We start from the raw sequence: 23,167 nt of genomic DNA, 5'->3' as shown, positions 1-23,167 counted from the left end.
AGCGGCGCCGCCCTCGTGAGGCGGCGCCGCTTTCGGCAATCAGCGGGTTACGGGGTCGAGTCGCGCGACACCGAACCACCAGCCGCCACCTCGCTGGCCTGGCGCTCGGCCAACCGCGAGTGGGTGCGGCCGTACAGGAAGTAGATCACGATGCCGGCGGCCATCCAGACCACGAACCGGATCCAGGTGAGCGTGGTCAGGTTCAGCATCAGCCAGACGCAGGCGATGATCGCCAGGATCGGAACGAACGGCACCAGCGGTGCGCGGAAACCGCGCGGCAGGTCGGGCCGCGTCCTGCGGAGCACGATCACGCCGAGCGAGACCAGCACGAAGGCGAACAACGTGCCGACGTTGACCATCTCTTCCAGCTTGTCCGCCGGGAAGAAGCCGGACGCGACGACCACGACCACACCGACCAGGACGGTGGCCCGGACCGGGGTGCCGTGCCGCGGGTCGGTCTTGGCCAGCCCACGCGGCACCAGGCCGTCGCGGGACATCGCGAACAGCACGCGGGTCTGCCCCAGCAGCAACACCATGACGACCGTCGTCAAACCGGCCAGCGCACCGACCGAGATGATCGCCGCCGCCCAGGTCACACCGTGCTGAGCGAAGGCCGTGGCCAGGGTGGCGCGGGTGCCGTCCTCGCTGGTGGCCAAGTCGGTGTACGGCACCATGCCGGTGACCACCAGCGCGACCGCGACGTAGAGCACGGTGACGATCGCCAGGGAACCGAGGATGCCGCGCGGGGCGTTCTTCTGCGGGTTGCGGGTTTCCTCCGCCGTGGTGGCCACGATGTCGAAGCCGATGAAGGCGAAGAACACCAGCGACGCCGCCGCCAACAACCCGAAAACGCCGTAAGTACTGGTCTCGCCGCCGAGGATCAGCGACAGCAGCGACTGCTCCAGCTTCGGGCTGTCCGCAGCGGCGCTCTGCGCCGGCGGGATGAACGGGGTGTAGTTGGCCGTGTTGATGTAGGCCAGGCCCACCACGATGACCAGCAGCACCACCGCCACCTTGATCAGCGTGATCACCAGGCTGACGCGGGCCGAAAGCTTCGTTCCGATGGCGAGGAGCGTGCACAGCACCACGGTGAGCACCACCGCGCCCCAGTCGAATTGCAGCGCCCCGAGTTGCAGCACCGTGGGCACGTGCAGGCCGATCAACTTGAGCACCTGCTCAAGGTAGATCGACCAGCCCTTGGCCACGGCCGCCGCGGCGACGGCGAACTCCAGGATCAGGTCCCAGCCGATGATCCAGGCGATGAACTCGCCGAACGTGGCGTAGGAGTAGGTGTACGCGCTGCCCGCAACCGGAACGGTGGAAGCGAACTCGGCGTAGCACAGTGCCGCCAACCCGCAGGCGATTGCCGCGAGCACGAACGAAAGTGACACCGCAGGACCAGAAACGTCGCCGGCGGTTCTCGCGGCGAGGGTGAAGATGCCGGCACCGATGACCACGGACACCCCGAAGACGATCAGGTCCCAGGTGCCGAGGTTCTTTCGTAACTTGGTGTCCGGTTCGTCGGTATCCAAGATCGATTGTTCGACCGACTTGGTACGCCACAGCCCAGTGCCTGGCACTGTCGCCTCCCTCAGTAAACCCAAATGGTGGATCGCACCCTAACTCGGCAGTGTGGCGATCGACAGTGGGTAATCGCTTTCCACCACCCGTTTCGTTAACGCCTTGTGATGCGAGCCCACGTCACGCCCGATCGGGTCAGGGGGTCACAGCCCGTCCCCGCTCCAGGTCGGGTTCAAGGTAGATCAGGCGCGCCGCGGGCACTTTCGCCCGGATCCGCGCCTCGGCGCCGTCGATCTCGGCGGCCACCTCCGCCACCGACAGCGATGGCGCGAGACCGATCTTGGCGGCGATCAGCAACTCGTCCGGGCCGAGGTACTGGGTGCGGATGTGGATCACCTTCTCGACGCGCTCGGACTCCAGCTGGGCCACGATCTCGTCGAGCACGTCGCGAGTGGCGCCCTCCCCGATGAGCAGGCTCTTGGTCTCGATGATCAGCACGATCGCGATCACCCCAAGCAGCACGCCGATGCACGCGGTGCCGATGCCGTCCCACACCGAGTTGCCGGTCAGCACGGTGAGGCCGACGCCGCCCAGCGCGAGCACCAAGCCGATCAGCGCGCCGAGGTCCTCCAGCAGCACCACCGGCAGTTCCGGGGTCTTGGCCTTCCGGATGAACTGCCACCAGGTCAGCCCGCCCTTGATCGTCCGCGATTCCTTGATCGCGGTGACGAAGCTGAAGGACTCCAGGCCGATCGCGATCACCAGGATCAGCACCGCCACCCAGGCCCACTGCAACGGCTCGGGGTGCTGGATCTTGTGGATGCCCTCGTAAAGGGCGAACACCGAGCCGAGGCTGAACAGCAGTAGCGCGACGACGAAGGAGTAGAAGTACCGGTCCCGGCCGTAGCCGAAGGGGTGCTCCTCGGTGGGTTTGCGCTGCGAGGTCTTCTGGCCCAGCAGCAGCAGGCCCTGGTTCGAGGTGTCGGCGAGCGAGTGCACCGATTCCGCCAGCATCGACGATGAACCGGTGAACAGGAACCCGCCGAACTTGGCCACGGCGATGCCCGCGTTGGCGGCCAGGGCGGCCAGGATGGCCTTGGCTCCGCCTCCTGCTGACACGATGTATCTCCCGATTCGGTATGCGGTTCGGCCGGTACGCGGCCCAATGTCGGGAGAAATCTACCCGGTGCTTTCCCGGACGGGGACGAAGTACGCAGAACTCCCTGGTCGACGCTTAGAACGCGCCCGCGGCGGCGCGGAAGACCTGGGCGTTGCCGCCGGCGTCGAGCTCGGCGGGGTGCACGTCCACGGCCGGATCGGATGCCGCCAGCCACACCGAGTTGCCACGCTCCAGCAGCAGTTCACGCGGCAGGGATCCGTTGCCCCGGTGCGCGGTGCTGGTCAGCTGGACGCTTCCCTTGGTGCACAGAAGTATCTGCGGCCCGGGCGAGTCCAGCCGGACGGTGCCGCATTCGGCCGGCGTCCAGTCCAATCTGGACAGCTCGAACTCGTCGGCCGGTGCCCAGTAGGCGGTCAGGTTGGCGTCCAGCGACTCGCCCTTGAGCACCCGCATGTCGCCACAGGCGAAGTCCAGCACCCGCAGCAGTTCGGGGACGTCGACGTGCTTGGGGGTCAAGCCGCAGCGCAGGATGTTGTCGGAGTTGGCCAGGATCTCGATGCCCGTGCCGTGCAGGTAGGCGTGCAGGTTCCCGGCGGGCAGGAAGATCGCCTCGCCCGGCTGTAGCACAAGCCGGTTCAGCAGCAGGCTGGCCAGCACTCCGGCATCGTGCGGATATGCCTCGCCGAGTTCGAGCACCGTGCGGCATTCGAGGGCGAACTCGCCGCGGCCGCGCACGTGCGCCACGCAGGCGTCCAGCAGGTCCGGCAGCACCTCGCGCAGGTAGTGCTCGGGCAGCGTTATCCAGGTCGTGAACAGGGCACGCAGCCCGTCGGCATCGGGTTGCGCGGCAAGCAGTTCGCGGTGGGCGCGCAGGCTCGGGACGGCCAGGTCGTCGAGCAGTCGCACGGTGCGCTGCGCCTCGCGGAATCCGGCCAGCGCGTGGAACTCGGTCAACGCGCAGATCAGCTCTGGTTTCGCGGTGGGATCCGGATAGTTGCGGTTCGGCGCGTTGCGCGCGATGCCCGCGTCCTCTTCCCGCCGGAAACCTTCCGCGGCCTGCGCGGCCGACGGGTGCGCTTGCAGGCTCAGCGGCTCATCGGCCGCAAGCACCTTGAGCAGGAAGGGCAACCGGCCGCCCCAGCGCTGCGCGCATGCGGAGCCCAAGTGGTGCGCCGGGTCGCTGTCCAGCAGAGTCAGCAGCGATACTTCGTCCCCATCGGGTCGGACCACCCGCGACGGGTCCCCCGGGTGGGCGCCCATCCACAGCTCTGCTTCGGGATGCGGTGTCGGGACGGGCCGACCGAGCAGATCAGCAATAGCGGTACGCGAGCCCCACGCATAGGGGCGCACCGCGTTCCGCAGTAGCTCCACAGTCGCTCTCGCTTCCTCGTCCTCACATCTGCTCGTCCCCGACGCCCCGGCACAGCACACCGCACCGGGCCCACGGGCGGCATCGGGGCAACCCCTGAACTCTCCCTCAGTGCATCGCCAGTGCGGGCCAACCAGGCCCGTTCAGAGTTCCGGCGGCCAGCCCCAGGTATACGGCGGCCAGGTCGAATCGGGCGGCCAGCGCCGCGGAACGAAGGACGGCGTCGTTGTTCACCGACTCGCCGGGTGTGACCAGGTCCGCACTCGGCAAGTCCCGGGTCGCGGCTCGTTCGAACGCCTCCCCCGGTGCGTCGTACCGCGTGCTGACCAGGAACACGCGCAGCAACCCACCCGGGTTGTCCTCGGGGTCGGCGAACAGGTCCGCCTCGGAGCCGACCGCGGCAGCGGCGCGATGCAGCGCGCGTTCGGTTGCGGCCTGCGGGTAGTCGGCGACGTCACAGGGCACCCCGGCATGGCAGCCGAGCGCGAACGCACCGTGCTCCGCCACCGCCGTGGATACCGGGTCGAGGCCCCACAGCAGCGGGGCCCGGTCGGCCAGGCGCAGCGCCAGCGACTTCGCGGGGTTGATCAGCGATTCGTGGCTAGGGTGCGCGCGTTCGGCCTCCCGGTCGAGTTCGTCGGCCAGCTGTTCGGCATTGAAGCTCAGCAACCCCAGGGCACCGAGGGTGCTGAGCCCGGCCGCGAAGACATGTGCGAACGACAGCGCCGGTGGCACCGGGATGCGCGGCGATAGCAGTTTGGCGCGGCCCGCTCCCGCGGCGGCGACCGGTCCGTCCGCCGCGACCGGCAGCACGACCGTCGCGCCGCGGCGGCAGGCCACCGACACCGATTCGGCCAGCACCGCGTCGCCGAGGTCGTCGGTGTGCGCGAAGACGACGTCCAGCGCGCCAACCCAGGCGGGAACGGCCTCCACGATCACCAGCGGAACCGGGCACCGCAGCCCGGTCAACGCGGCCAGCAGGCGGCAGACCCCCGGGCCGACGCCGGGCCGGGCCAGCAGCACCACGGCGCGTGGGCGCCCGTCGGCGAGATCGTCCAGCCCCACGTCACGCGCGGTCTCGGCAGCGGCTCGGACCTGCGCCCCGGAGAGAGCGGCGAGCCGCAGCAAGCCGCCGGAATCCACCTCGGCCAGCCTGGGCGGATCGTCGAAGAGACTGTCGTCCAGCACGGAACGTCACTCCTCCCCGGCAGCGCCGGGGGCCGGGCCTCCGACGGCTTCTTCCAGCAACAGCACCGGAATTCCATCCCGGACCGGGAAGCCACGGCCGCAGGAGGTGCAGGTCAGGTAATCGGCCAGCGCGTCATCGCCCAGGCCCAGCCGCAGCGATGCGTGCTGCGGGCACGGGCAAGCCAGGATCTCCAACAACTCCGGTTGCAGGTCAACGGCCACTTTTCCTCCCAAACTCACCCGCGCCGACGCTGCGGGCCCGCACTCCGACGATCGTGGCGATGCCGGGATTTCACCCCCGGACGACCGCGAGCACCTCGTCGCGCAGCGCGGTCATCGCGTCAGTGTCCCTTGCCTCCACGTTGAGCCGGAGCAGCGGTTCGGTGTTGGACGGGCGTAGGTTGAACCACGATCCGTCCGACAACTCCACGGTAAGCCCGTCCAGTTCGTCGACACGAGCACCACTGCGGTCACCGAACGCCTCCGCCACGGCGCGCATCCGGCCCTGCTGGTCGTCGACGGTGGAGTTGATCTCGCCCGAGGCGGCGTAGCGCGAGTAGTCGGCCATCAGCCTCGACAGCGGCGCGGCCTGGCCGCCGAGCGCGGCGAGCACGTGCAGCGCGGCGAGCATGCCGGAGTCGGCGCGCCAGAAGTCGCGGAAGTAGTAGTGCGCGGAGTGCTCGCCGCCGAAGATCGCGCCGCTCTCGGCCATCGTCTGCTTGATGAAGGAGTGCCCGACCCGCGTGCGCACCGGCTTTCCGCCGTGCTCGGCGACGATCTCGGGCACGGCCTTGGAGGTGATCAGGTTGTGGATGATCGTCGCGCCGGGCTCCTTGGCCAGCTCGCGAACCGCGACCAGCGCGGTGATCGCGCTCGGCGAGACCGGTTCGGCGCGCTCGTCCACCACGAAGCAGCGGTCGGCGTCGCCGTCGAAGGCAAGTCCGGCGTCGGCACCCAACTCGCGGACCTTGGCCTGCAGGTCGACGAGGTTCGCCGGGTCGAGCGGGTTGGCCTCGTGGTTGGGGAAGGTGCCGTCCAGCGCGAAGTACATCGGCACCAGCTCGACCGGCAAGCCCTCGAACACGGTCGGCACGGTGTGCCCGCCCATCCCGTTGCCGGCATCCACCACGACCTTCAGCGGGCGGATGCCACTGATATCCACGAGTTCGCGCAGGTAGGTGGCGTACTCGGCGGCCACGTTCCGCTGGGTGGCGGTGCCCTTGGCGCCCAGGAACTCCGGCACGCCGTGGGCGACCAGCTCCTGAATCTCGGACAGCCCGCTGTCCTGACCCACCGGGGCGGCCCCGGCGCGGCACAGCTTGATGCCGTTGTAGCGAGCCGGGTTGTGGCTGGCGGTGAACATCGCGCCGGGCAGGTCGAGCCGCCCGGAAGCGAAGTACAGCATGTCGGTGCTGGCCAGGCCGATGTTGATCACATCGACGCCCTGCCCGATGACGCCCGCGGCAAACGCCTCGGCCAACTCCGGCGAGGATTCCCGCATGTCGTGCCCGATGACCACCGCCGGACCACCTACGAGCCGGGTGAAAGCGGCGCCGATCTCCCGCACCACTTCGGCGTCCAGGACGTCACCGACCACTCCGCGAATGTCGTAGGCCTTGACGATCCCCGACAGGTCCCGCACGCTGCACCCTCCCCGTTTCCGCGCCACAGACGTGGCCCGAAGCCTACCGGCGATCGAGAGCGCGGTGGTGTCCGCTAGACGCACCAGAGCTGTTCGTCACGATCTATTCACTCGTCGATCGGATCGGGCAGCGCGCGCAGGTGGCCGCGACGGCTACCCCCGGAGGCGAATTCCTGAGCCTCGACCGGCCGGTCCGGCCGACCGGCCTCCCGCACGGCCTCGGCCAGCGCGGTCAGGTCGTCGTCGGACGGCTCCGGCGGCGCGAACTCGCCCTCGTGGCGCACGACCTCCCAGCCCTTCGGCACGGTGAGCCGCAACGCGTGCGCTTCGCACAGGTCGTAGCTGTGCGGCTCGGCATAGGTGGCCAGCGGGCCGACCACCGCGGTGGAGTCCGCGTAGGCATAAGTGAGCGTGGCGACGGCCGGGTTGGTACACCCGGTCCGCGAGCAACGCCTCACGCTCCGCACGACACGCACGATAGCGTCCCCGATCCGGCGCGCGGCGCAGGCACGCGGAAACCGCTCCCGATGGGCCCGCGAGCACCTGGTTCCGGCCTGTTTGCTCTGCGCGAACGGTGCGGGGGCGGTGGTCGTGCCGCTCCGGCCGACGCCGGAGAACCGGCCAGGGTCGAGTCGGCTTGCACCGCCGCCGGTCGCGTCGCCCGCTGCATGCGCATACTCCGGGCGGAAAACCCCCCGACGCTTGTCCCGACCTTGGCTGTCGAGGGCGTACCCTCGGCCCGTGGTGACCGCACGTGGATCTCGGCGTCGAAGCCGCTTCCGCCGGGACCGGCGGGGCCGTGGCTTGCGCGGACCGCTGTACCCGTCTTCGGTTCCGGTGTCGCGTAGCCGCTCGCAGCGGTTCGACGCGCTGGTACTGGAGGCTCTCGAACCGATCGAGCAGCGCTGGCACGCGGAGCTGACCCAGCTCGACGTGGCCGTTGACGAGGTACCGGAGATCAAGAGCACCACGCCGGAAAAGCTGGTGTGGGACGACGACGTGGTGGTGGACGCCAACGTGCCGCTGGCCCGGCTCGTCCCGGCCGGCGTCGATCGGCGCGGGTTGCCGACGCGGGCACGAATCGTGCTGTACCGACGGCCGCTGGAGGCGCGCGCCCGCGACGGCATGGACATGGCGGACCTGTTGCACGACGTGCTCGTCGAGCAGGTCGCGACCTATCTCGGGCTGGATCCCGACGTCATCGAAGGCCAGTAAGCAGGTGTCCCGAGCGGCAGCGCCTCCAGTGCTGCTGCACATCGCGCTCAGCACGGCAAGGGTCCCGGGCACCGACCGCACCGCCTCCTGACACGGCGCGTGCCGAACACGCACCCGGTTGTGGATGATCGGGAGGATCAGGTGAGCTTGCGGGGCTTTCGGCGGCGCCGTTCGGGGATGGCCGCGACGAGGGCGAACAGGATGAACGCGGCTTGCAGGCCCAGGAGTGCGGTGCGCGGGATCTCGGTGTAGCCCACCTGGACATCGGCCGCGTTCTCGGGCAGCGGGATCGCGACCTGGTGACCCCAGGCGGTGGCCAGCGGGAAGGGCCGACCGTCGATCCGGACGTACCAGCCCGGCTCGTTCTCCGCTCCTAGGACCAGTGCCCGACCCGCACCACCTTCGGACACCCGGACCGTGAACTGCGGCAGCTCGGCGGCCACCGGCAGCGGCCTTGCCTCGGGCGTCGGGGCGGGCTCCGATCGCGCCCGCTTCGCGAGGTCGGGGCCGAGCAGCTCGACCGGGCTGCTCGGCAAAACCAGCCGCAGGACGCGCCGCCCGTCGGCAAGCCGGCCGTGCTCCGCGAGCAGGCCCCCGGCGAATTCCAGCACTCGGGAGCCGTTGGGGACCACGATGAACCCCGCCCCGCGAGCCGCCGTCGCGGCAAGCGCACCGCGCACCCGAGCCGGATCGCTGGACTGCAGGTCGTCGTCGACTCGGCGAAGCCAGTCGACTGCTGGGCCGACCGGTGCGAGGTCGTCGTCGCCGAAACGGGGTCGGCCGCCGTCCATGAACCGGGCGAGCTGCGGTTCGGGTTCGAGGATCAGCACCGAACCGGGCAGGTCCACCGCGGTGTTCTGCTGGACGCGCAGTGGTCCGCCGAGCGTGGTGAGCGCCGCACCGGATGCCAGTCCCAGGAGGCCGACCACGAGCAATGGCACCAGGATCTTGTTGGAAACGCGCGGTTTTCGAGCCAGCAGCACGATCCATCCGCACCCGGCCGCGACGAGTACCAGCGGCCCGCCGGTCCATCCCGTAGTGCTCGGGCCACCGGTGATCGGTTCGGCGGCAAGGTGGTCCACCACTGCGGCCAACGCCCAACCGAAGATCGCGACAGCCGCGCCCGGCAACATCTGCGAGGACCAAGCAGTCAGAAGGGCCGCGACCGCGGCTAGCACGAACAACGCACCGACCTGGCTCGGCGATGATCCATCCGGGCTCAAGGCCAACAGCCAGGCTCCGGCCGGAACCTCGCTGACCCGTGCGCCCAGCCCGTGCAACAACATCTGGGGGTGCCGCAGCAGCACTACCGGCCACGGCAGCAGACACGCGACGGACAGCAGTGCCACCGCGACCAGCCCGGCGACGCGACGTCGGTTGCGCAAGCCCTCGTCGGGCAAGACGACGAAAGCGAGCATGGCCAGCAAGACCAATGCGAGGTGCAGCAACGGCGCGAAGGCACCCAGCACCGCCAGGCCCAACGCCGTCAGGCACGCCATCCACAGCCACTGCCCATCGGATCGAATGATCACCGATGCGATCCCGGCCAGCAGCAAGGGGACCAGGATGTGCGCGACCACGACGTCCAAGCGTCCCTGCCCGGCGGAAAGCGACGCCGCCGGCAACAAGGCATAGGCACCGGCTGCCAAGGCTCGGCGCCGGCGCGAAACCGGAAGTGCCCGGGTCGCGAGGTACGCGCTCAGACCCGCGAACACAGCGCCGAACAGCAACAGCCCCGAAACCACCACTGACGGTCCACCTAGGACAGTGCCGAAAAGCGCGAGCACCAGCAGCGAAGGGGAAGCCGGGGCGCCGGTACCGCCGTTAACGGGATGCCAGGCCGCCAGGTAGTCGCGCCACGTCGTCGCCAAGTCGGCCACCGGCAGCAACCGGCCACCTTGCAGGCCGCCCCCGAACCGATCGGCGAGCAATCCATTGGTGGCCAACGCGAACACCGCCAGCACCACCGCGAGCACCACCGGCGGCGCCAGCAGCAGCTCGCGCAGCGCCCGCCAGCGGTCGAGCGGCACAAGCAGCAGGTCCGGCCGGATCGCATCGCGCTTCGACGGCGACGGTTTGGGCACGCCCGTTTCCGGCACCGGCACCGCGATCAGTCCAGTCCGCCCCGGCGGGTCGACCCGCTCGGTGTCATCGGGAACGGCGTTGACGCGACGGCCTTCCCGTTCTCGTCCAAGGGCCAGATCACGCCGCACCCGCTCACGGACCAGTCCTTCGAAAGCGCTTCGCGCCCAGTTCCGCAACCGCGCCGACCGGCTCGTGACGAGGCCGCGGACGCTGTACCGGACCGGAATCGTGGCAGCGCGCGCGGACCTGCCCGCCAGCAGTTTCAGGCGCCCGCCAAGCAACCCGCGCAACACGGCCAGTTCGGCGGCCGACTCGGTCCACCGCCGCATCACCGCGAAACCGCACATCCGCAGCAATGTCAGGCAGAACAGCCGCGGCAGCCCGATCAGGAACGCCCACCCAGGTGCGTTGACCAAGAACGTGCGGACCTCACCGGTCCGCTCCGCTGCCGGAAAGCCTCGCCTCGCGGCCGCATGCCGCATCCGCGCGTCGGGAACCCAACGGACGCCGTGCCCGTCCAGGTTGATCCGCCAACCCAGGTCGACATCCGCGCTGCCCGAGCAGCGCGCGTCGAAACCGTTGAGCTGCTCGAAGACGTCGCGCCGCACCAGCGCACCGGCCGTCGTCACCGCCAGCGCCCCGGACGCCGGGGGTACGTCACCGGACAGCGCCGGGTCCAGTTCGAACTGCCCGATGCCGGTCTGCCGATGCCCGGCGGCATCGGTGCTCAGACCCGCGTCCACCACCAGCCGGGGATCCGCCCAGTCCAAGCCGAGCGGGCCGAGCAGCGCGGCGGCCGAATCTCGCTCCGCGGCTCGCAGCAAGCGCTCCAGGCATTCCGGCTCGGGCGCAGAATCATCGTGCAGTAGCCACAACCAGCGTCCGGGATCGGCCCACCGCTTCGTTCCGTGTGCTACCGCCGCCGCGACGGCGGCACCGAACCGGGTGCCGCGCGGCATCGTGAGCACATCGTCGATGACTCGGTCCGCGCGCCCCTGCACGAGCAGCTCCGCCGTGCGGTCGGTCGAACCGGTGTCCACCGCCACCACGCGTCGCGGCCGTTCCGTCAGCTCGCCAAGCGCTGCGAAAACATCCGGCAGCCACGCCTCGCCGTCGTGACAGACCAACACCGCCAGCACCGGCGCGACCACAATTTCCTCCCACTAACTTGATCCACTACCACAGAACGGTAATGCACCAGCAGCGGAAGAAAACCCCTTGAGCGAACTCGAATCGATCAGACCGCGCGGCGCTTGAGCTTGCGGCGCTCTCTTTCGGACAGTCCGCCCCAGATGCCGAAGCGTTCGTCGTGCTGCAACGCGTACTCCAGGCATTCGGAGCGCACTTCGCACCCCGCGCAGATTCGTTTGGCCTCCCGGGTCGAGCCGCCTTTCTCCGGAAAGAACGCCTCCGGATCGGTCTGCGCGCACAACGCGCGCTCCTGCCATTCCTGTTCGTCGTCGGTCAACTCGAACAGCTCTGCCAGGACGTCGAGTTCCGCCGCGGTAGCGTCCCCACGCTCCGCGAGGCGGCTATCTCCTGATTCCCACATCGTTGCTTCCCCCGATTTCTCCCGTTCCCACCGGTCCTCCCCAGGACCGGAACAGGACGCACTCCTGCTCGCAGGTCGCCTGGCCCCCACGGCCGGGGACCCAGCACTTTCGACGGCGGCGGTGCCGTCGCCGATCGGCTGCGCCGCCCGCCCTCTCTCCGCCGGCGATGCGTCGATCGACCGATGTCCGACCGGATCTCCCGCACCCGGCCGGCCGCTGCGCGACCATCCAACCGGCTTCTGCCCATCCAACCGGCTTCTGCCCGCAGAACGATCATTTCAGCGACGAATGACACTGCTGTGATTACACCCGTGTAGCTCCTTGCGGTCAAGCGGAGACCTTCCGTAGAGGGACGCTCCGATCAGCCGTCGGACAAGCACGTTCAGCGCATTCCGGTACTCCCTCCGTAGCAACGTGAACGCCCAAGATCATGGATACCACCCGAAGGTCATCTTCGCCGGGCAGCGCCCAGGACGCTCACCGAGTCGTTCATGGACACTGGACGGCGTGACGAAATCCGCGGTGCGAGTAAGCCCCCTGTTCCTCGCCCTCGTCGGCGTGACCGTGCTGGGCGGCGTGCTCGCCACACTGGACAACAACGCCGCCCGGGTCGGCGGCATCGTACTGATCGTGCTCGGCGGCTGGGCGACCTCGCTGTGCCTGCACGAGTTCGGCCACGCCATCACGGCCTTCCGCGGCGGCGACTGGTCGGTGCGCTCGAAGGGCTACCTGACGCTGGACCCCCGGCACTACACCGACCCGGTCCTGAGCATCGTGCTGCCGCTGATCTTCGTGGCGATCGGCGGTATTCCGCTGCCCGGCGGCGCGGTGTGGATCAACCATCACGCGCTGCGATCCCGGCGAACCGAATCGATGGTGTCGCTGGCCGGGCCGCTGACGAACCTGGTGCTCGGGCTGCTGATCGCCACCGCCGTCGCGGTCGTGACGATGCCGATCGGGCTGTCCTCGGGGCTGTCCTACCTGGCCTTCCTGCAGGTGATCGCGTTCGTGCTGAACATTCTGCCGATCCCCGGCCTGGACGGTTACGGCGCGATCGAGCCGTGGCTGTCCGGCCCGGCCCGGCGGTTCGGCGAGAAAGCGCGCCCGTGGGCGCCGCTGGTGCTGTTCGTGGTGCTGATCGGGGTGCCGTTCGTCGGTCAGGCGTTCTTCGGGCTCGCCTACTTCGTGTTCGACGTCGTCGGCGGCAATTCGGTGCAGGCATACCTGGGACAGAGCCTGTTCCGCAGCATCTTCGGGTTCCTGTGATGCGTCCACCGACCGGGAGGTCTTAGGTTCGCGCCCTGGGCTTCAGGTGGCCGTGCGAGGATCGGGGCCGTGAAGGTCGTAGTTCTGGTCGGCGGCGTCGGCGGCGCGCGGTTCCTGCTGGGCGTCAAAGCGGCGTTGGGGCTGCCGTCGATCGGCGAGCCGCAGCAGCAGTCCGAACACGAGATCACCGCGGTGGTCAACGTGGGCGATGACGTCTGGATGCACGGATTGCGGGTCTGCCCGGACCTCGACACCTGCATGTACACCCTCGGCGACGGCATCGACACTGCGAAGGGGTGGGGCCGGGTCGACGAGACGTGGTCGGTCAAGGAGGAGCTGGCGGCCTACGACGCCGAACCGAGCTGGTTCGGGCTCGGCGACCGGGACATCGCCACCCACCTGGTGCGAACCCGGATGCTGCGCGCCGGCTACTCGCTGTCGGCAGTGACCGAGGCGCTGTGCGACCGGTGGCGACCGGGGGTGCGGCTGCTGCCCGTCACCGACGAACGGGTCGAAACGCACGTCGCGATCGACGACCCGGAGCGGGACGCGCAGCGCGCGGTGCACTTCCAGGAGTGGTGGGTGCGCTACCGCGCCGAGCCCGCAGCGCACGCGATCGCGCCGGTCGGTGCGGACGAGGCGAAGCCGACGCCGGCCGTCCTGGATGCAGTCGCGCAGGCCGACGTGGTGCTGCTGGCACCATCGAACCCGGTGGTCAGCATCGGGACGCTGCTGGCGGTGCCGGGTTTCCGGGCCGCGCTGCGGGAAACGTCGGCGCCGGTGGTGGGCTTGTCCCCGATCGTCGGCGGTCGGCCGCTGCGGGGCATGGCGGATGCGTGCCTGACCGCGATCGGGGTGGACAGCACCGCCGAGGCGGTCGGTCGGCACTACGGCTCCCGCCAGGACCCGGAAGGCATCCTGGACGGCTGGCTGGTGCACACCGGCGACAGCGCCGAGGTCCCCGGGGTGCGCGTTCGCGCCGTCCCGTTGTTGATGTCCGATGTGGACGCCACCGCCGCGATGGCGCGGGCGGCCTTCGACCTTGCCCGGGAGGGGCGATGAGGGATCACGCGGCTTCGGGCGGGTTGCGGCTGTTTCCGGTTAGCGGGCTGCCCGAGTTCGGCCCGGGCGATAACCTCGCCGCGTCGATCGCGGCCGCCGCCCCCTGGCTCAGCGACGGCGACATCGTGGTGGTCACCAGCAAGGTGGTGTCCAAGGTCGAGGGCCGGGTGGTGACCACGCCACGCGACCCGGAGCTGCGCGACAAGCTGCGCCGTGAGCTGGTGCTGGCCGAGGCCACCCGCGTGCTGGCCCGCCGCGAGCGGTTCCTGATCACCGAGAACAAGCTGGGCATCGTGCAGGCGGCCTCCGGCGTGGACGCTTCGAACGTGTCGTTAGACCAGATCGCGCTGCTTCCCGACGATCCGGATGCCTCCGCGCGCAAACTGCGCGCTGGGCTCGCCGAGCGCTTGGGCGTGCACGTCGCCGTCGTGGTGACCGACACGATGGGCCGCGCTTGGCGGGTCGGGCAAACCGACGTGGCGATCGGCTCCGCCGGTCTCGGGGTGCTGCATCGCTACGCGGGCAGCACCGATTCGCAGGGCAACGAGCTGGCGGTGACCGAGGTCGCGGTGGCCGACGAGATCGCCGGAGCGGCCGACCTGGTCAAGGGCAAGCTGGGTGCGGTCCCGGTCGCCGTGGTGCGCGGGATGGCTACCACGGACGACGGGTCAAGCGCCCGCGACCTGGTGCGGCCCGTCGAAGAGGACCTGTTCCGGATGGGCACCGCGGAGGCGGTGGCGCAGGGTCGCCGCGAGGCGGTGCTGATGCGCCGCTCGGTGCGGACGTTCAACGATGATCCGGTCGACGGCGACGCGGTGCGCCGCGCGGTCGGGGCCGCGCTGACCGCGCCCGCGCCGCACCACACCCGACCGGTCCGGTTCGTCTGGTTGCGTGACCGTCCACTGCGGACGAAGTTGCTGGACGCGATGCGCACCGCCTGGCTGGATGACCTGCGCGCCGACGGCCTTTCCGAGGAGGCCGCGCAGCGCCGGGTCGGCCGCGGCAACCTGCTCTACGCCGCGCCGGAACTGGTGCTGGCGTTCCTGGTGCGCGAGGGCGCGCACGATTACCCGGACCCGGCGCGCACCGAGGCTGAGCGGCAGATGTTCACCGTCGCGGGCGGCGCGGCGGTGCAGGGACTGCTGGTCGCGTTGGCCGCCGAGGGGCTCGGGTCGTGCTGGGTATCCTCGACGCTGTTCTGCCCGGAGGTCGTGCGAGCCGCGCTCGACCTGCCCGACTCGTGGGAGCCGTTGGGCGCGGTGGCAGTCGGCCACTCCGCTGAGCCCGTCGACGGCCCCCGGGAACCCCGGGAACTCGACGATGGATTGGTGGAGCTGTGAGCGGACCTCATGCGGACGCGCTGCGCGTGCTCGGCGAGTGGCGCCCCGATGATCCGCAGCAGGACGCGCTGCGTCACGCCTTCCTGACCCTGATGGACGCCCGCGCCGACGCCTGCCTGCGGGCGTGCGAGCCGGGGCACGTGACGGCGTCGGCCGTGCTGCTCGACGCGGCCGGCGAGAACGTGCTGCTCACGCTGCATCCTCGGGTGGGGATGTGGTTGCAGCTCGGCGGCCACTGCGAGCCGGAGGACACCTCATTGGCCGGGGCCGCGCTGCGCGAGGCGACCGAGGAGTCCGGTGTGGACGGTCTCATGGTGGAACCGGAGCCGGTGCACTTGGACGTGCACCCGATCACCTGCTCGCTGGGCAAACCGACCCGCCACTTCGACGTGCGCTTCATAGTGCGGGCCCCGGAAGGAGTCCAGCCGACCCGCAGCGAGGAGTCCCTTGACCTCCGCTGGTGGCCGGTGAACGCCCTCCCCGAAGGCTCCGACCTAGGCCCCCTGGTGACCGCGGCCCGCAGGTAGCCGCGGAAGGCGGCGAACCCACGCCCGGCGCGGTTGTTTCCGGTGGCGGCAGGCGTTCTTCGCTCGTGGGCCGTCACATGGTGCGGTAGTTGCGGACGGGCATCCTGGGGGCGTAGCGGGGGCGATGGACGCCCGCGGCGCCGAGGTAGCGGACCGCACGATGGCGTTGGCCGGCATAGGGAGCCAGAGCATCGAGCATGCCTTCGTCGTCCAACGGGCGGCCGACCAGGGCCGTGCCCACGATCGTCGGCAGGTGGAAGTCGCCGACGCTGACCGCGTCCGGGTCACCCCAGGCCCGCTGGGCGACCTCGGCCGCCGTCCACGGCCCGATGCCGGGCACCTTCTGCAGCAGCGTTCGGCCCTCCAGGCCGCGCAGTTCGACGGCCCGCTCCAGGCGCCCAGCCACCGACGCCGCGGCGATCAGGGTGCGTCGCCTGGCCCCGTCGATGCCCGCGCGATGCCACTCCCAGTCCCGGATTCGGCGCAGCCGCACGGGATCCGGGGCCACCCAAAGCTTCTCGACCGGCCCCGGCGCGCGGCTGCCGAAGCGCCAGCAGAGCTCCCGCCAGGACCGCCACGCCTCCCGGTTGGTGACCTTCTGCTCCAGCACGGCGGCGACCAGGACGTCCCAAACCCGGCCCGAAGCGCACAGCCGCACGCCGCGCGACGCCCGCCGACCGCGCTCCACGACATCGTGGACCGCGACGAAACCCGTGTCATCGTCGGAAGCTCCGAGCAGGTCCGGGACGTTGTCCAGCACGAAGTGCGCGCCCGGCCCCCACGCCGTCGCAGTCACCGTGCCGGTGCGGTCCTTCCGCAACCGCAGCGTCGCCGGGCCGGTCGGAGTCGTAGTGCCCCACCACACCTCGCCGGAGGCGTCCACCCGCGTGGTGGGGTCGCCGTTTCCCCGGCGCAGCGGGGCCAGCACCCGTGGCAGGTCCAGCGGATACGACGGGCGCCAGGTTCGAGTCACGGCCTCACTCATGTTCGTGCTCAGTCCGCGGAGAACCGCACGCCGCGCTCGGGCAGCTCAACGCCGGGCCATACCCGAACCCCGTTCAGCAGTTCGCAGTCGGCACCGACGCTCGCGCCGTCGCCGATGATGGCGTCGCGCAGCACGGCACCTGCTCCGATTGTCGCGTTGGCGCCGATCACGCACCGTTCGACCACCGCGTTGCCTTCGACACGTACCCCGTCAAAGAGCACCGACTCGACGACCCGTGCACCGGACTTCACCACGCTGCCCCGCCCGATCGCGCTGCCGCCGCAGACCTCCGCATCAGCGGCGACCGACGCTCCGTCCAGCACGAGCGCTTCGCCGCGCTCGCCGGGCAACGCGTTGGTCGGAGCCGCGCCTAGCACCAGGTCCGCGGAGCCCCGGATGAACGCCGCCGGGGTGCCCATATCCAGCCAGTACGAGGTGTCGATGTAGCCCTGCACCCGAGCGCCCGAGGCGAGCAGTCCGGGGAAGGTCTCGCGCTCGACCGACACCGGCCGCCCCGCCGGAATTGTGTCGATCACTTCGCGGCGGAACACGTAGCAGCCCGCGTTGATCTGGTCCACCGGCGGATTGTCCGTCTTCTCCAGGAAGGCGGTGACCCGCCCGTCGGCGGCGGTGGGAACGCAGCCGAACCAGCGCGGCTCGTCGACCTTGACCAGGTGCAGCGTCACGTCGGCCGCGGCGCTGCGATGGGTTTCCAGCAGCTTCGTCAGATCCACGCCGGAGAGGATGTCGCCGTTGAACACGAGGACGTCGTCGGCGCTGAGCCGGTCCGAGACGTTGCGGATCGCGCCGGCGGTGTCCAGCGGCTCCGGTTCGACGACGTACTCCAGCCGCAGGCCCAAGTCGGATCCGTCACCGAAGTGCGCGGCGAACACCTCCGCCTTGTAGGACGTGCCGAGCACCACATGCTCGATGCCGGCCGCCCGGATCCGGGACAGCAGGTGGCTCAGGAACGGAACTCCGGCGGTGGGCAGCATCGGCTTGGGCGCGGACAGGGTCAGCGGGCGCAGCCGCATCCCCTGACCACCCACCAGCACGACCGCTTCCGCCGGCGGCGACGCGGCCGGGTCCTGCGTATCCGCGGACATTGGCGGTGGACCTCCTCTACCCGATGGACTTCAGTGACGAACACCCGTTAGGGGGAATACTCTGGCAGGGGCAACGGCATAATGAACGACGGGCCCGCCCCCAGCGGTCGTGCCCAACATCTGCGCCGCGGACTACCGACTGCGAACGACTGAGAGGGCATCCCTATGGACCCGCGCCTCCGAGCCGACGAAGCACTTGCTCGCGCGCGGGCACGAGGCGCGTTCGTCGTCACTCCCGACAATGCCACCTCCCCGATGGACGCCGCGAACACCGTACGCATCCCGCGCGACGTCGTCAGCCAGGCCGATCCCGCGGACACCACGCAGGTGCTTCCATCGGCCGGCCAGCAGCCGCAGCGACCGATACGGCAGCGGCTGGAGCCGCAGCACAGCGGCTGGCCCACCGAGGATTACGGGCAGGAGCAACAGGATCTTCCGCCGAACCCGTACCACGCGCAGCGCGGCCCCGACCAGTTCGGGCCGTTGGGTTCGCAGGCTACGCAGCAGTACTACCCGTACTAGCGGGTTTCGAGGCGAGCGCGGGCGGCCAGGGCCGCGCGCAGCGCGATCCGAAGTGGTGCCCAGGCCGGTCCCGGGTAGCGGTCGGCCAGGTATCGGTAGGCGCTGCGGTGGTGTTCGGTGAGCATCCGCTTGGCGGCTCCCGAGGTGGAGTGCCCGCCAATGTGCATGATCTCCGCGCTCGGCACGTAGACGTTCAGCCAGCCTTTCCGGCCCAGCCGGTCGCCGAGATCGACATCCTCGAAGTACATGAAGTAACGCGGGTCGAAGCCGTCCACGGAGTCAAATGCCTCGCGGCGCAGCAGCAGGCAGGAACCGGACAGCCAGCCCGCCGGCCGTTCGGTGATCGTCGCCTCGGACTGACGGTAGGCGCGCGACCACGGGTTCGACGGCCAGACCTTGCCGAGCAGCGCGTGTCCTGCGCCACGGCCGATCGACGGCAGCAGCCGCGCCGACGGGTAGACCTCGCCGTTGGTTTCCTTGATCAGCGGGCCGAAGGATCCGCCGCGCGGCCAGCGCTTGGCCGCGGCCAACAGCTCGTCCAGCGAACCCGCCTGCCACTCCAGGTCGGGGTTGGCGACCACGACCCAGCCGTATTCGGTGCCGAGCCCGGCCACCCCGCGGTTGGCCCCGCCGCCGTAGCCGAGGTTGCCGCCGGTGGGCACGAGGTCCACGTTCGCGCGTTCGGCGGCGGTCCGTGCCGGGACGCCGTCGGTGGAGCCGTTGTCGGCGAGGATCACCCGGATCGGCCGTTCCGTCGCCTTGTCCAAGGTGTCGAGGAACCGCTCCAGGGTTTCGCCTGGCGAGTAGGTCACGGTGACAACGGCGACTTCATCGCCGTAGGTGCGCGCGTCGGTCACGCCGCCACATTCTGCCGAACCGCGCTGGAAGCGCCGCGGCCTGACCGCGGTTCGGGCCGGAACTGGGCCCCACCGGGCGACTGAGGTTGCGTTTCCGCTGTTCAACTGCCGTGAACGGGTCAGCACGGCAGCCGGCGGGGTTGCGCGAACATCGCCCCACGCGCGGCTGTGGTCAACGGGAGCGGGTGTGGATGTGGTGGGCGCGGGCGAAAGCGGCGCGGTGCTGGGTCGCGCAGGCCGCCCAGGTGAACTCCTTCGCGCGGAGTTGAGCTGCCGTGGCGAGCGCGGCGCGGCGGGCCGGGTCGTCCAATAACTCCGTCAGGCCGGTCGCGATGTCGCCGGCCCCCACCCCGCAGTAGGCGACGGCATCGCCGCCGACTTCCGGGAGGCTCAGCCGCCGCGTGGTGAGCACCGCGGCACCGCAGGCCATCGCCTCCAGCACGGGTAAGCCGAAGCCCTCGCCGATGCTCGGATAGGCGACCAGGCGCGCACCGCCGAGGAACCCGGCCAGCTGCTTGAACGGCAGGTAACCGGCCCGGATCACCCGGATCCGGTGCGGCACGGCCTCCAACGCCCGCTCGACGCGGGTGTCCCAGCCCGGTTGACCGGCCAGCACCAGCGCCGGCGAATCGGTGCGCCCCTGGCAGGCGAGCATGAAACCGCGGATCAGCGCCGGCACGTTCTTGCGCGGTTCCAGCGCGCCGAGGAAGGCGACGTAGGGCTGGTCGTGCAGGTTCAGCCGGTCGCGCACCTCCCCGATCTCCTCGGGCGTCGGCGGGTGGAACCGGTCCGGGTCCACGCCGTGGTACATGACCGGCATCCGGGCGCGGTCGGCCCCGACCGAACGGGACAACTCGGTCGCGGTCGCTTTGCTCGGCACGATGCACAACGTGGCGCGGCGCAGCGCGGTGCGCGTCCATGCGCGGAAGAACCTGGCCTTGACCGGGGAGTGCACCGCCGGGTTGGTGAAGAACGTCGCATCGTGCAGGGTGACCACTGATGCGGCGGGGTTGGCCAACGGCGTCGTGTAGTGCGGCGAGTGCAAGACGTCGACCCCGAGCCGGCGCACCAGCAGCGGCAGGGTGGTCTGTTCCCAGGTCAGCCGGGCGGTTCGGGTCGCGACGGCGTCGGTGGCGGGCACCACATCGGTGTGCGGTGCGATGGTCGCGTATAACTCCGTGTCGCGGGGTTGGCAGGCGACGGTGATACGAGCACCGTCCGCGTCCAAGGCCGCCAGCAGGGAGTCGACGTAGCGGCCGACGCCGCCTCGATCCGCAGGCACCGCGGTGGCGTCGATGAGAATGTGCGGCTCGCCTTTGTGCACCTGAGCAGCGTACGGTGCGGATGCCTGGACCCGTGCCGAGTCCGTGAAAATGTGTCCTGTTCTGCTCTGCTCCGCGCACGAATCGGCTTGCGCAGCTCGGGATTCTCCGGCGCCGAAGGCTCGGTACCGAGCGTTTAGCCGGCAATGTCGAGGTGCAGCCGCCAAACCGCGCGCGCCGCCTGCGCCCAGGTGAAGTCCGCGACCCGCCGGGTTCCGGCCGCGACCATCTCGGCTCGGCGCGCGGGATCGTCGACGACGGCACGCAGGGCGGCGGCGAGTGCGGCCGGGTCGGCACGCGGAACCGTCACGCCGGCACCGCCCGCGACCTCCACCAGGGCCGGCGCATCGGAATGCACGACCGGCACGCCGAGCGCCATCGCTTCCACGAGCGGGAGGCCGAAGCCTTCCGCGAGGCTGGGTGCGGCCAGCACCGTCGCGTTTCGCAACAGAGCGGCGAGTTCGGCGTCGGAGACCGAGTCCAGCAAGCGCAGGTGATCCACGCCGCATTCGGCGGCGATGCGCACCACGTCGACGTCGCCCCAGCCGCGGCGCCCGACGATCAGCAGCGCAACATCCGGGGCGGTGGACTCGGCCATCGCCCGCACCAGATGTTCGTAGCCCTTGCGCGGCTCGACCGTGCCGATCGCCAGCACGTACCGCTTCGGCAATTCCAGTCGGGCGGCGGTGGCCGGATCGGGTTCGGCCAGCAAGGAGGGGGTGACGCCCTCGCCGATGATTCGGAGCGCAGCGGTGATCGGGGTGCGCTTCGCGAGGTCGGTGGCCACCGCCGCAGTGGGCACGACCAGCGCGTCGGCACGTTGCGCGGCCCGGCGGATCGCCCGCCGGTGCCAGGAAACCCCGCGTGGTGTCAAGGTTTCCGGATGCGTCCACGGCACTGTGTCGTGCACGGTCACCACCAGACCCCGTCCGCGCTTGGCGGGCGGCGCCAGGGGCGTCATGGCATGCACCGAGTCGCCGCCAGGCCACAGCGGAAGCCCGCAATCCCAAGCCGCGATGAGAGCGCGACGCGCAAGGGGCAGCACCCGCGGCCCGTGCACGCCGGGAACCCTGGCGGCCTCGGGATCGCCGCCGCGGCTGATCACGCTGGTCAGCTCCCATCCACTCGGCGCGGTTTCGGCCATCGCGCGGAGCAGTTCCCGCGTGTAGCGGCCGGTTCCGCCGGGAACCGGAGCGAGCAACTGCTCGGCGATCGTGACGAGCTGGGGCACCCGTCCAGCTTCCCGCATAGACCGGCCGAGCCAGACACCGGCCGGGGCGGATGGTGCCGTTTCCACAGGTCAGCAAGGCCATGCGGCGATGGCGAGCGGCGGCGGCCGGGGACTGCGAGCGGTTCGGGCCCGCCGGGCCGTAACGTCTTCGAGCGTGACGGCGTCGGAACGCGTGCGCAGCACCGTGGTCGTGGTGACCTGGCGAGGGCGGGACCACATCGAAGCGTGTCTCGACGCGTTGGCCGCCCAGGATTGTCCACATAAGACCCTCGTCGTCGACAACGCCTCCGACGACGGCACGGCCGCCCTGCTCGCCGCCCATCCGGCGGCGCCGGAAGTGCTGCGGCTGCGGCGCAACCTTGGCTACGCCGGCGGAATCGCAGCTGCGCTCGACCGCGTTCACACCCCTTACGTCGCGTGGCTGAACGATGACGCTGCGCCAGCCCCGGGCTGGCTCGGCGCCTTGGAGGCTGCACTCGACGCCGACCACGGCGCCGCCGCAGCGTCGTCCGTGCTCCGCACGCCCGATGGCCGAGTGCAATCCGTCGGCGTGCGCCTCACTGCCGACGGCCACGGCGCTGACGCGCTTAAACCCGTCGACGCCGTGTTCGGTTTCTGTGGCGGCGCCGCGCTGCTGCGCGCCGGCCATCTCCGTTCCGTCGGCGGGGTTCCGGCACATTTCTTCTGTTACTACGAGGACACCGATACGTCGTGGCGGCTGCGGCTGGCCGGTCACCGCGTTATCCCGGTGATCAGCGCGAGCGCTTCGCATCTGCACGGTGCGACCACGTTGCCGGGCTCGACGCGGTTCCACCTCTGGAACGAGCGCAACCGGCTACTCACGTTGCTCCGCTGTGCACCGTTTTCCGTAGCGGCACGTGAACTCGCCCGCTTCGCGGCGATCACGTTCGCCCTGCCGCTGCGCCGTGCTGTGCAGGCCAGAAGCCGACCCGGCCAGGCAGCTCCGGGCGGGCTCGACCGGAAGGTGCCCGAAGCGGCGAACTTCCGCGTCGCCGTGCGGCTCCGCGTCCTCGCCGAGGTAGCGGTGGGTCTTCCGGCGGCACTGCACGCCCGACGCCGAATCGGTCAGGCGGCAAGGGTCTCCCGGCGCGAGGTCTGGCGAACCTGGGCCGGAGCATGACCATTGCGCCGGGTCCGAACGGGACACCGACCAGCCCGCGGCTGCTGCTCGTCCGCCGGAAGTGGCACCTGGAGCCGCCGGCCGAACGGACACCGGCCGGTGTCGGGAAGGACGC

Annotated in this window: 21 protein-coding genes; 7 read left to right on the top strand and 14 right to left on the bottom strand. The window is 70.4% G+C overall.

The genetic code is table 11. The features are described from left to right. Positions 1 to 47 precede the first annotated feature (47 nt). The 7 genes from BJ970_RS13305 to BJ970_RS13275 all read right to left on the bottom strand — a co-directional run bounded on the left by BJ970_RS13305 (position 48) and on the right by BJ970_RS13275 (position 7,307). Positions 48 to 1,580, bottom strand: coding sequence for an amino acid permease (locus tag BJ970_RS13305; protein ID WP_184726548.1), 1,533 nt, complete (start codon positions 1,578 to 1,580; stop codon positions 48 to 50). 136 nt (positions 1,581 to 1,716) lie between these two features. Beyond that, complete coding sequence (locus BJ970_RS13300) at positions 1,717 to 2,640, bottom strand: cation diffusion facilitator family transporter (protein WP_184726547.1); 924 nt, start codon at positions 2,638 to 2,640, stop codon at positions 1,717 to 1,719. Between the two features lie 115 nt (positions 2,641 to 2,755). Beyond that, complete coding sequence (manA, locus tag BJ970_RS13295; protein ID WP_184726546.1) at positions 2,756 to 4,012, bottom strand: mannose-6-phosphate isomerase, class I; 1,257 nt, start codon at positions 4,010 to 4,012, stop codon at positions 2,756 to 2,758. A gap of 106 nt (positions 4,013 to 4,118) precedes the next feature. Next, on the bottom strand, positions 4,119 to 5,198 hold the full coding sequence (locus BJ970_RS13290; RefSeq protein WP_184726545.1) for an SIS domain-containing protein: 1,080 nt from the start codon (positions 5,196 to 5,198) through the stop codon (positions 4,119 to 4,121). Between the two features lie 6 nt (positions 5,199 to 5,204). Then, a complete protein-coding gene (locus BJ970_RS13285; RefSeq protein ID WP_184726544.1) occupies positions 5,205 to 5,420 on the bottom strand; it encodes a Trm112 family protein in 216 nt (71 codons plus the stop codon). Positions 5,421 to 5,490: 70 nt separating this feature from the next. Further along, positions 5,491 to 6,840: a phosphomannomutase/phosphoglucomutase gene (locus BJ970_RS13280; RefSeq protein WP_184726543.1), complete on the bottom strand. Its 1,350-nt coding sequence runs from the start codon at positions 6,838 to 6,840 to the stop codon at positions 5,491 to 5,493. Between the two features lie 107 nt (positions 6,841 to 6,947). Further along, complete coding sequence (locus tag BJ970_RS13275; RefSeq protein WP_184726542.1) at positions 6,948 to 7,307, bottom strand: DUF3499 domain-containing protein; 360 nt, start codon at positions 7,305 to 7,307, stop codon at positions 6,948 to 6,950. Between the two features lie 274 nt (positions 7,308 to 7,581). On the opposite strand from BJ970_RS13275, the gene BJ970_RS13270 reads away from it, so the two are divergent. Further along, a complete protein-coding gene (locus BJ970_RS13270) occupies positions 7,582 to 8,055 on the top strand; it encodes a metallopeptidase family protein (protein ID WP_184726541.1) in 474 nt (157 codons plus the stop codon). A 137-nt stretch (positions 8,056 to 8,192) separates the two neighbouring features. Here BJ970_RS13270 and BJ970_RS13265 read toward each other — a convergent pair whose 3' ends face one another. Both BJ970_RS13265 and BJ970_RS13260 read right to left on the bottom strand, forming a co-directional pair. Further along, positions 8,193 to 11,291: a glycosyltransferase gene (locus tag BJ970_RS13265; RefSeq protein WP_184726540.1), complete on the bottom strand. Its 3,099-nt coding sequence runs from the start codon at positions 11,289 to 11,291 to the stop codon at positions 8,193 to 8,195. Positions 11,292 to 11,377: 86 nt separating this feature from the next. Continuing rightward, the gene (locus tag BJ970_RS13260) at positions 11,378 to 11,692 is read right to left on the bottom strand and encodes a WhiB family transcriptional regulator (RefSeq protein WP_246470840.1); all 315 of its coding nucleotides are present in this window, start codon (positions 11,690 to 11,692) and stop codon (positions 11,378 to 11,380) included. A 508-nt stretch (positions 11,693 to 12,200) separates the two neighbouring features. Here BJ970_RS13260 and BJ970_RS13255 point away from each other — a divergent pair. The 4 genes from BJ970_RS13255 to BJ970_RS13240 all read left to right on the top strand — a co-directional run bounded on the left by BJ970_RS13255 (position 12,201) and on the right by BJ970_RS13240 (position 15,888). Further along, complete coding sequence (locus BJ970_RS13255) at positions 12,201 to 12,959, top strand: site-2 protease family protein (RefSeq protein ID WP_184726539.1); 759 nt, start codon at positions 12,201 to 12,203, stop codon at positions 12,957 to 12,959. Between the two features lie 69 nt (positions 12,960 to 13,028). Next, positions 13,029 to 14,021: a 2-phospho-L-lactate transferase gene (cofD, locus tag BJ970_RS13250; protein WP_184726538.1), complete on the top strand. Its 993-nt coding sequence runs from the start codon at positions 13,029 to 13,031 to the stop codon at positions 14,019 to 14,021. After that, entirely contained in the window at positions 14,018 to 15,361 is a 1,344-nt protein-coding gene (locus BJ970_RS13245; RefSeq protein WP_184726537.1) for a coenzyme F420-0:L-glutamate ligase, read from the top strand. The genes cofD and BJ970_RS13245 overlap by 4 nt, the downstream gene beginning before the upstream one ends. Further along, entirely contained in the window at positions 15,358 to 15,888 is a 531-nt protein-coding gene (locus BJ970_RS13240; RefSeq protein ID WP_184726536.1) for an NUDIX hydrolase, read from the top strand. The genes BJ970_RS13245 and BJ970_RS13240 overlap by 4 nt, the downstream gene beginning before the upstream one ends. Before the next feature lie 73 nt (positions 15,889 to 15,961). Here BJ970_RS13240 and BJ970_RS13235 read toward each other — a convergent pair whose 3' ends face one another. Both BJ970_RS13235 and manB read right to left on the bottom strand, forming a co-directional pair. Further along, positions 15,962 to 16,873, bottom strand: a complete 912-nt coding sequence (locus BJ970_RS13235) for a DNA-3-methyladenine glycosylase family protein (protein ID WP_184726535.1) — start codon at positions 16,871 to 16,873, stop codon at positions 15,962 to 15,964. An 8-nt stretch (positions 16,874 to 16,881) separates the two neighbouring features. Then, positions 16,882 to 17,979 carry a mannose-1-phosphate guanylyltransferase gene (manB, locus tag BJ970_RS13230; RefSeq protein WP_184726534.1) on the bottom strand — a complete coding sequence of 366 codons (1,098 nt, stop codon included), beginning with the start codon at positions 17,977 to 17,979 and terminating at the stop codon, positions 16,882 to 16,884. 165 nt (positions 17,980 to 18,144) lie between these two features. Between manB and BJ970_RS13225 the strand changes: the two genes are divergently transcribed. Beyond that, the gene (locus BJ970_RS13225) at positions 18,145 to 18,501 is read left to right on the top strand and encodes a hypothetical protein (RefSeq protein ID WP_184726533.1); all 357 of its coding nucleotides are present in this window, start codon (positions 18,145 to 18,147) and stop codon (positions 18,499 to 18,501) included. Here BJ970_RS13225 and BJ970_RS13220 read toward each other — a convergent pair. The 3 genes from BJ970_RS13220 to BJ970_RS13210 all read right to left on the bottom strand — a co-directional run bounded on the left by BJ970_RS13220 (position 18,498) and on the right by BJ970_RS13210 (position 21,911). Further along, a complete protein-coding gene (locus BJ970_RS13220; RefSeq protein WP_184726532.1) occupies positions 18,498 to 19,358 on the bottom strand; it encodes a glycosyltransferase family 2 protein in 861 nt (286 codons plus the stop codon). The genes BJ970_RS13225 and BJ970_RS13220 overlap by 4 nt on opposite strands. Before the next feature lie 172 nt (positions 19,359 to 19,530). Next, a complete protein-coding gene (locus BJ970_RS13215) occupies positions 19,531 to 20,661 on the bottom strand; it encodes a glycosyltransferase family 4 protein (RefSeq protein WP_184729076.1) in 1,131 nt (376 codons plus the stop codon). A gap of 155 nt (positions 20,662 to 20,816) precedes the next feature. Beyond that, entirely contained in the window at positions 20,817 to 21,911 is a 1,095-nt protein-coding gene (locus BJ970_RS13210) for a glycosyltransferase family 4 protein (protein ID WP_312864234.1), read from the bottom strand. Positions 21,912 to 22,065: 154 nt separating this feature from the next. Here BJ970_RS13210 and BJ970_RS13205 point away from each other — a divergent pair, with 154 nt between their 5' ends. Beyond that, positions 22,066 to 23,052: a glycosyltransferase family 2 protein gene (locus BJ970_RS13205; RefSeq protein WP_312864233.1), complete on the top strand. Its 987-nt coding sequence runs from the start codon at positions 22,066 to 22,068 to the stop codon at positions 23,050 to 23,052. The last annotated feature ends 115 nt before the right edge of the window (positions 23,053 to 23,167 follow it).

The organism is Saccharopolyspora phatthalungensis (assembly GCF_014203395.1).
Taxonomy (GTDB): Bacteria; Actinomycetota; Actinomycetes; order Mycobacteriales; family Pseudonocardiaceae; genus Saccharopolyspora; species Saccharopolyspora phatthalungensis.
This window is presented reverse-complemented; position numbering and strand designations above follow the sequence as displayed.

What these genes read in the sequence shown, in the direction of transcription:
- BJ970_RS13260 (WP_246470840.1), bottom strand. Translation starts at nt 11,692, where the DNA reads ATGTGGGAATCAGGAGATAGCCGCCTCGCGGAGCGTGGGGACGCTACC.
- BJ970_RS13245 (WP_184726537.1), top strand. Translation starts at nt 14,018, where the DNA reads ATGAGGGATCACGCGGCTTCGGGCGGGTTGCGGCTGTTTCCGGTTAGC.
- BJ970_RS13235 (WP_184726535.1), bottom strand. Translation starts at nt 16,873, where the DNA reads ATGAGTGAGGCCGTGACTCGAACCTGGCGCCCGTCGTATCCGCTGGAC.
- manB (WP_184726534.1), bottom strand. Translation starts at nt 17,979, where the DNA reads ATGTCCGCGGATACGCAGGACCCGGCCGCGTCGCCGCCGGCGGAAGCG.
- BJ970_RS13225 (WP_184726533.1), top strand. Translation starts at nt 18,145, where the DNA reads ATGGACCCGCGCCTCCGAGCCGACGAAGCACTTGCTCGCGCGCGGGCA.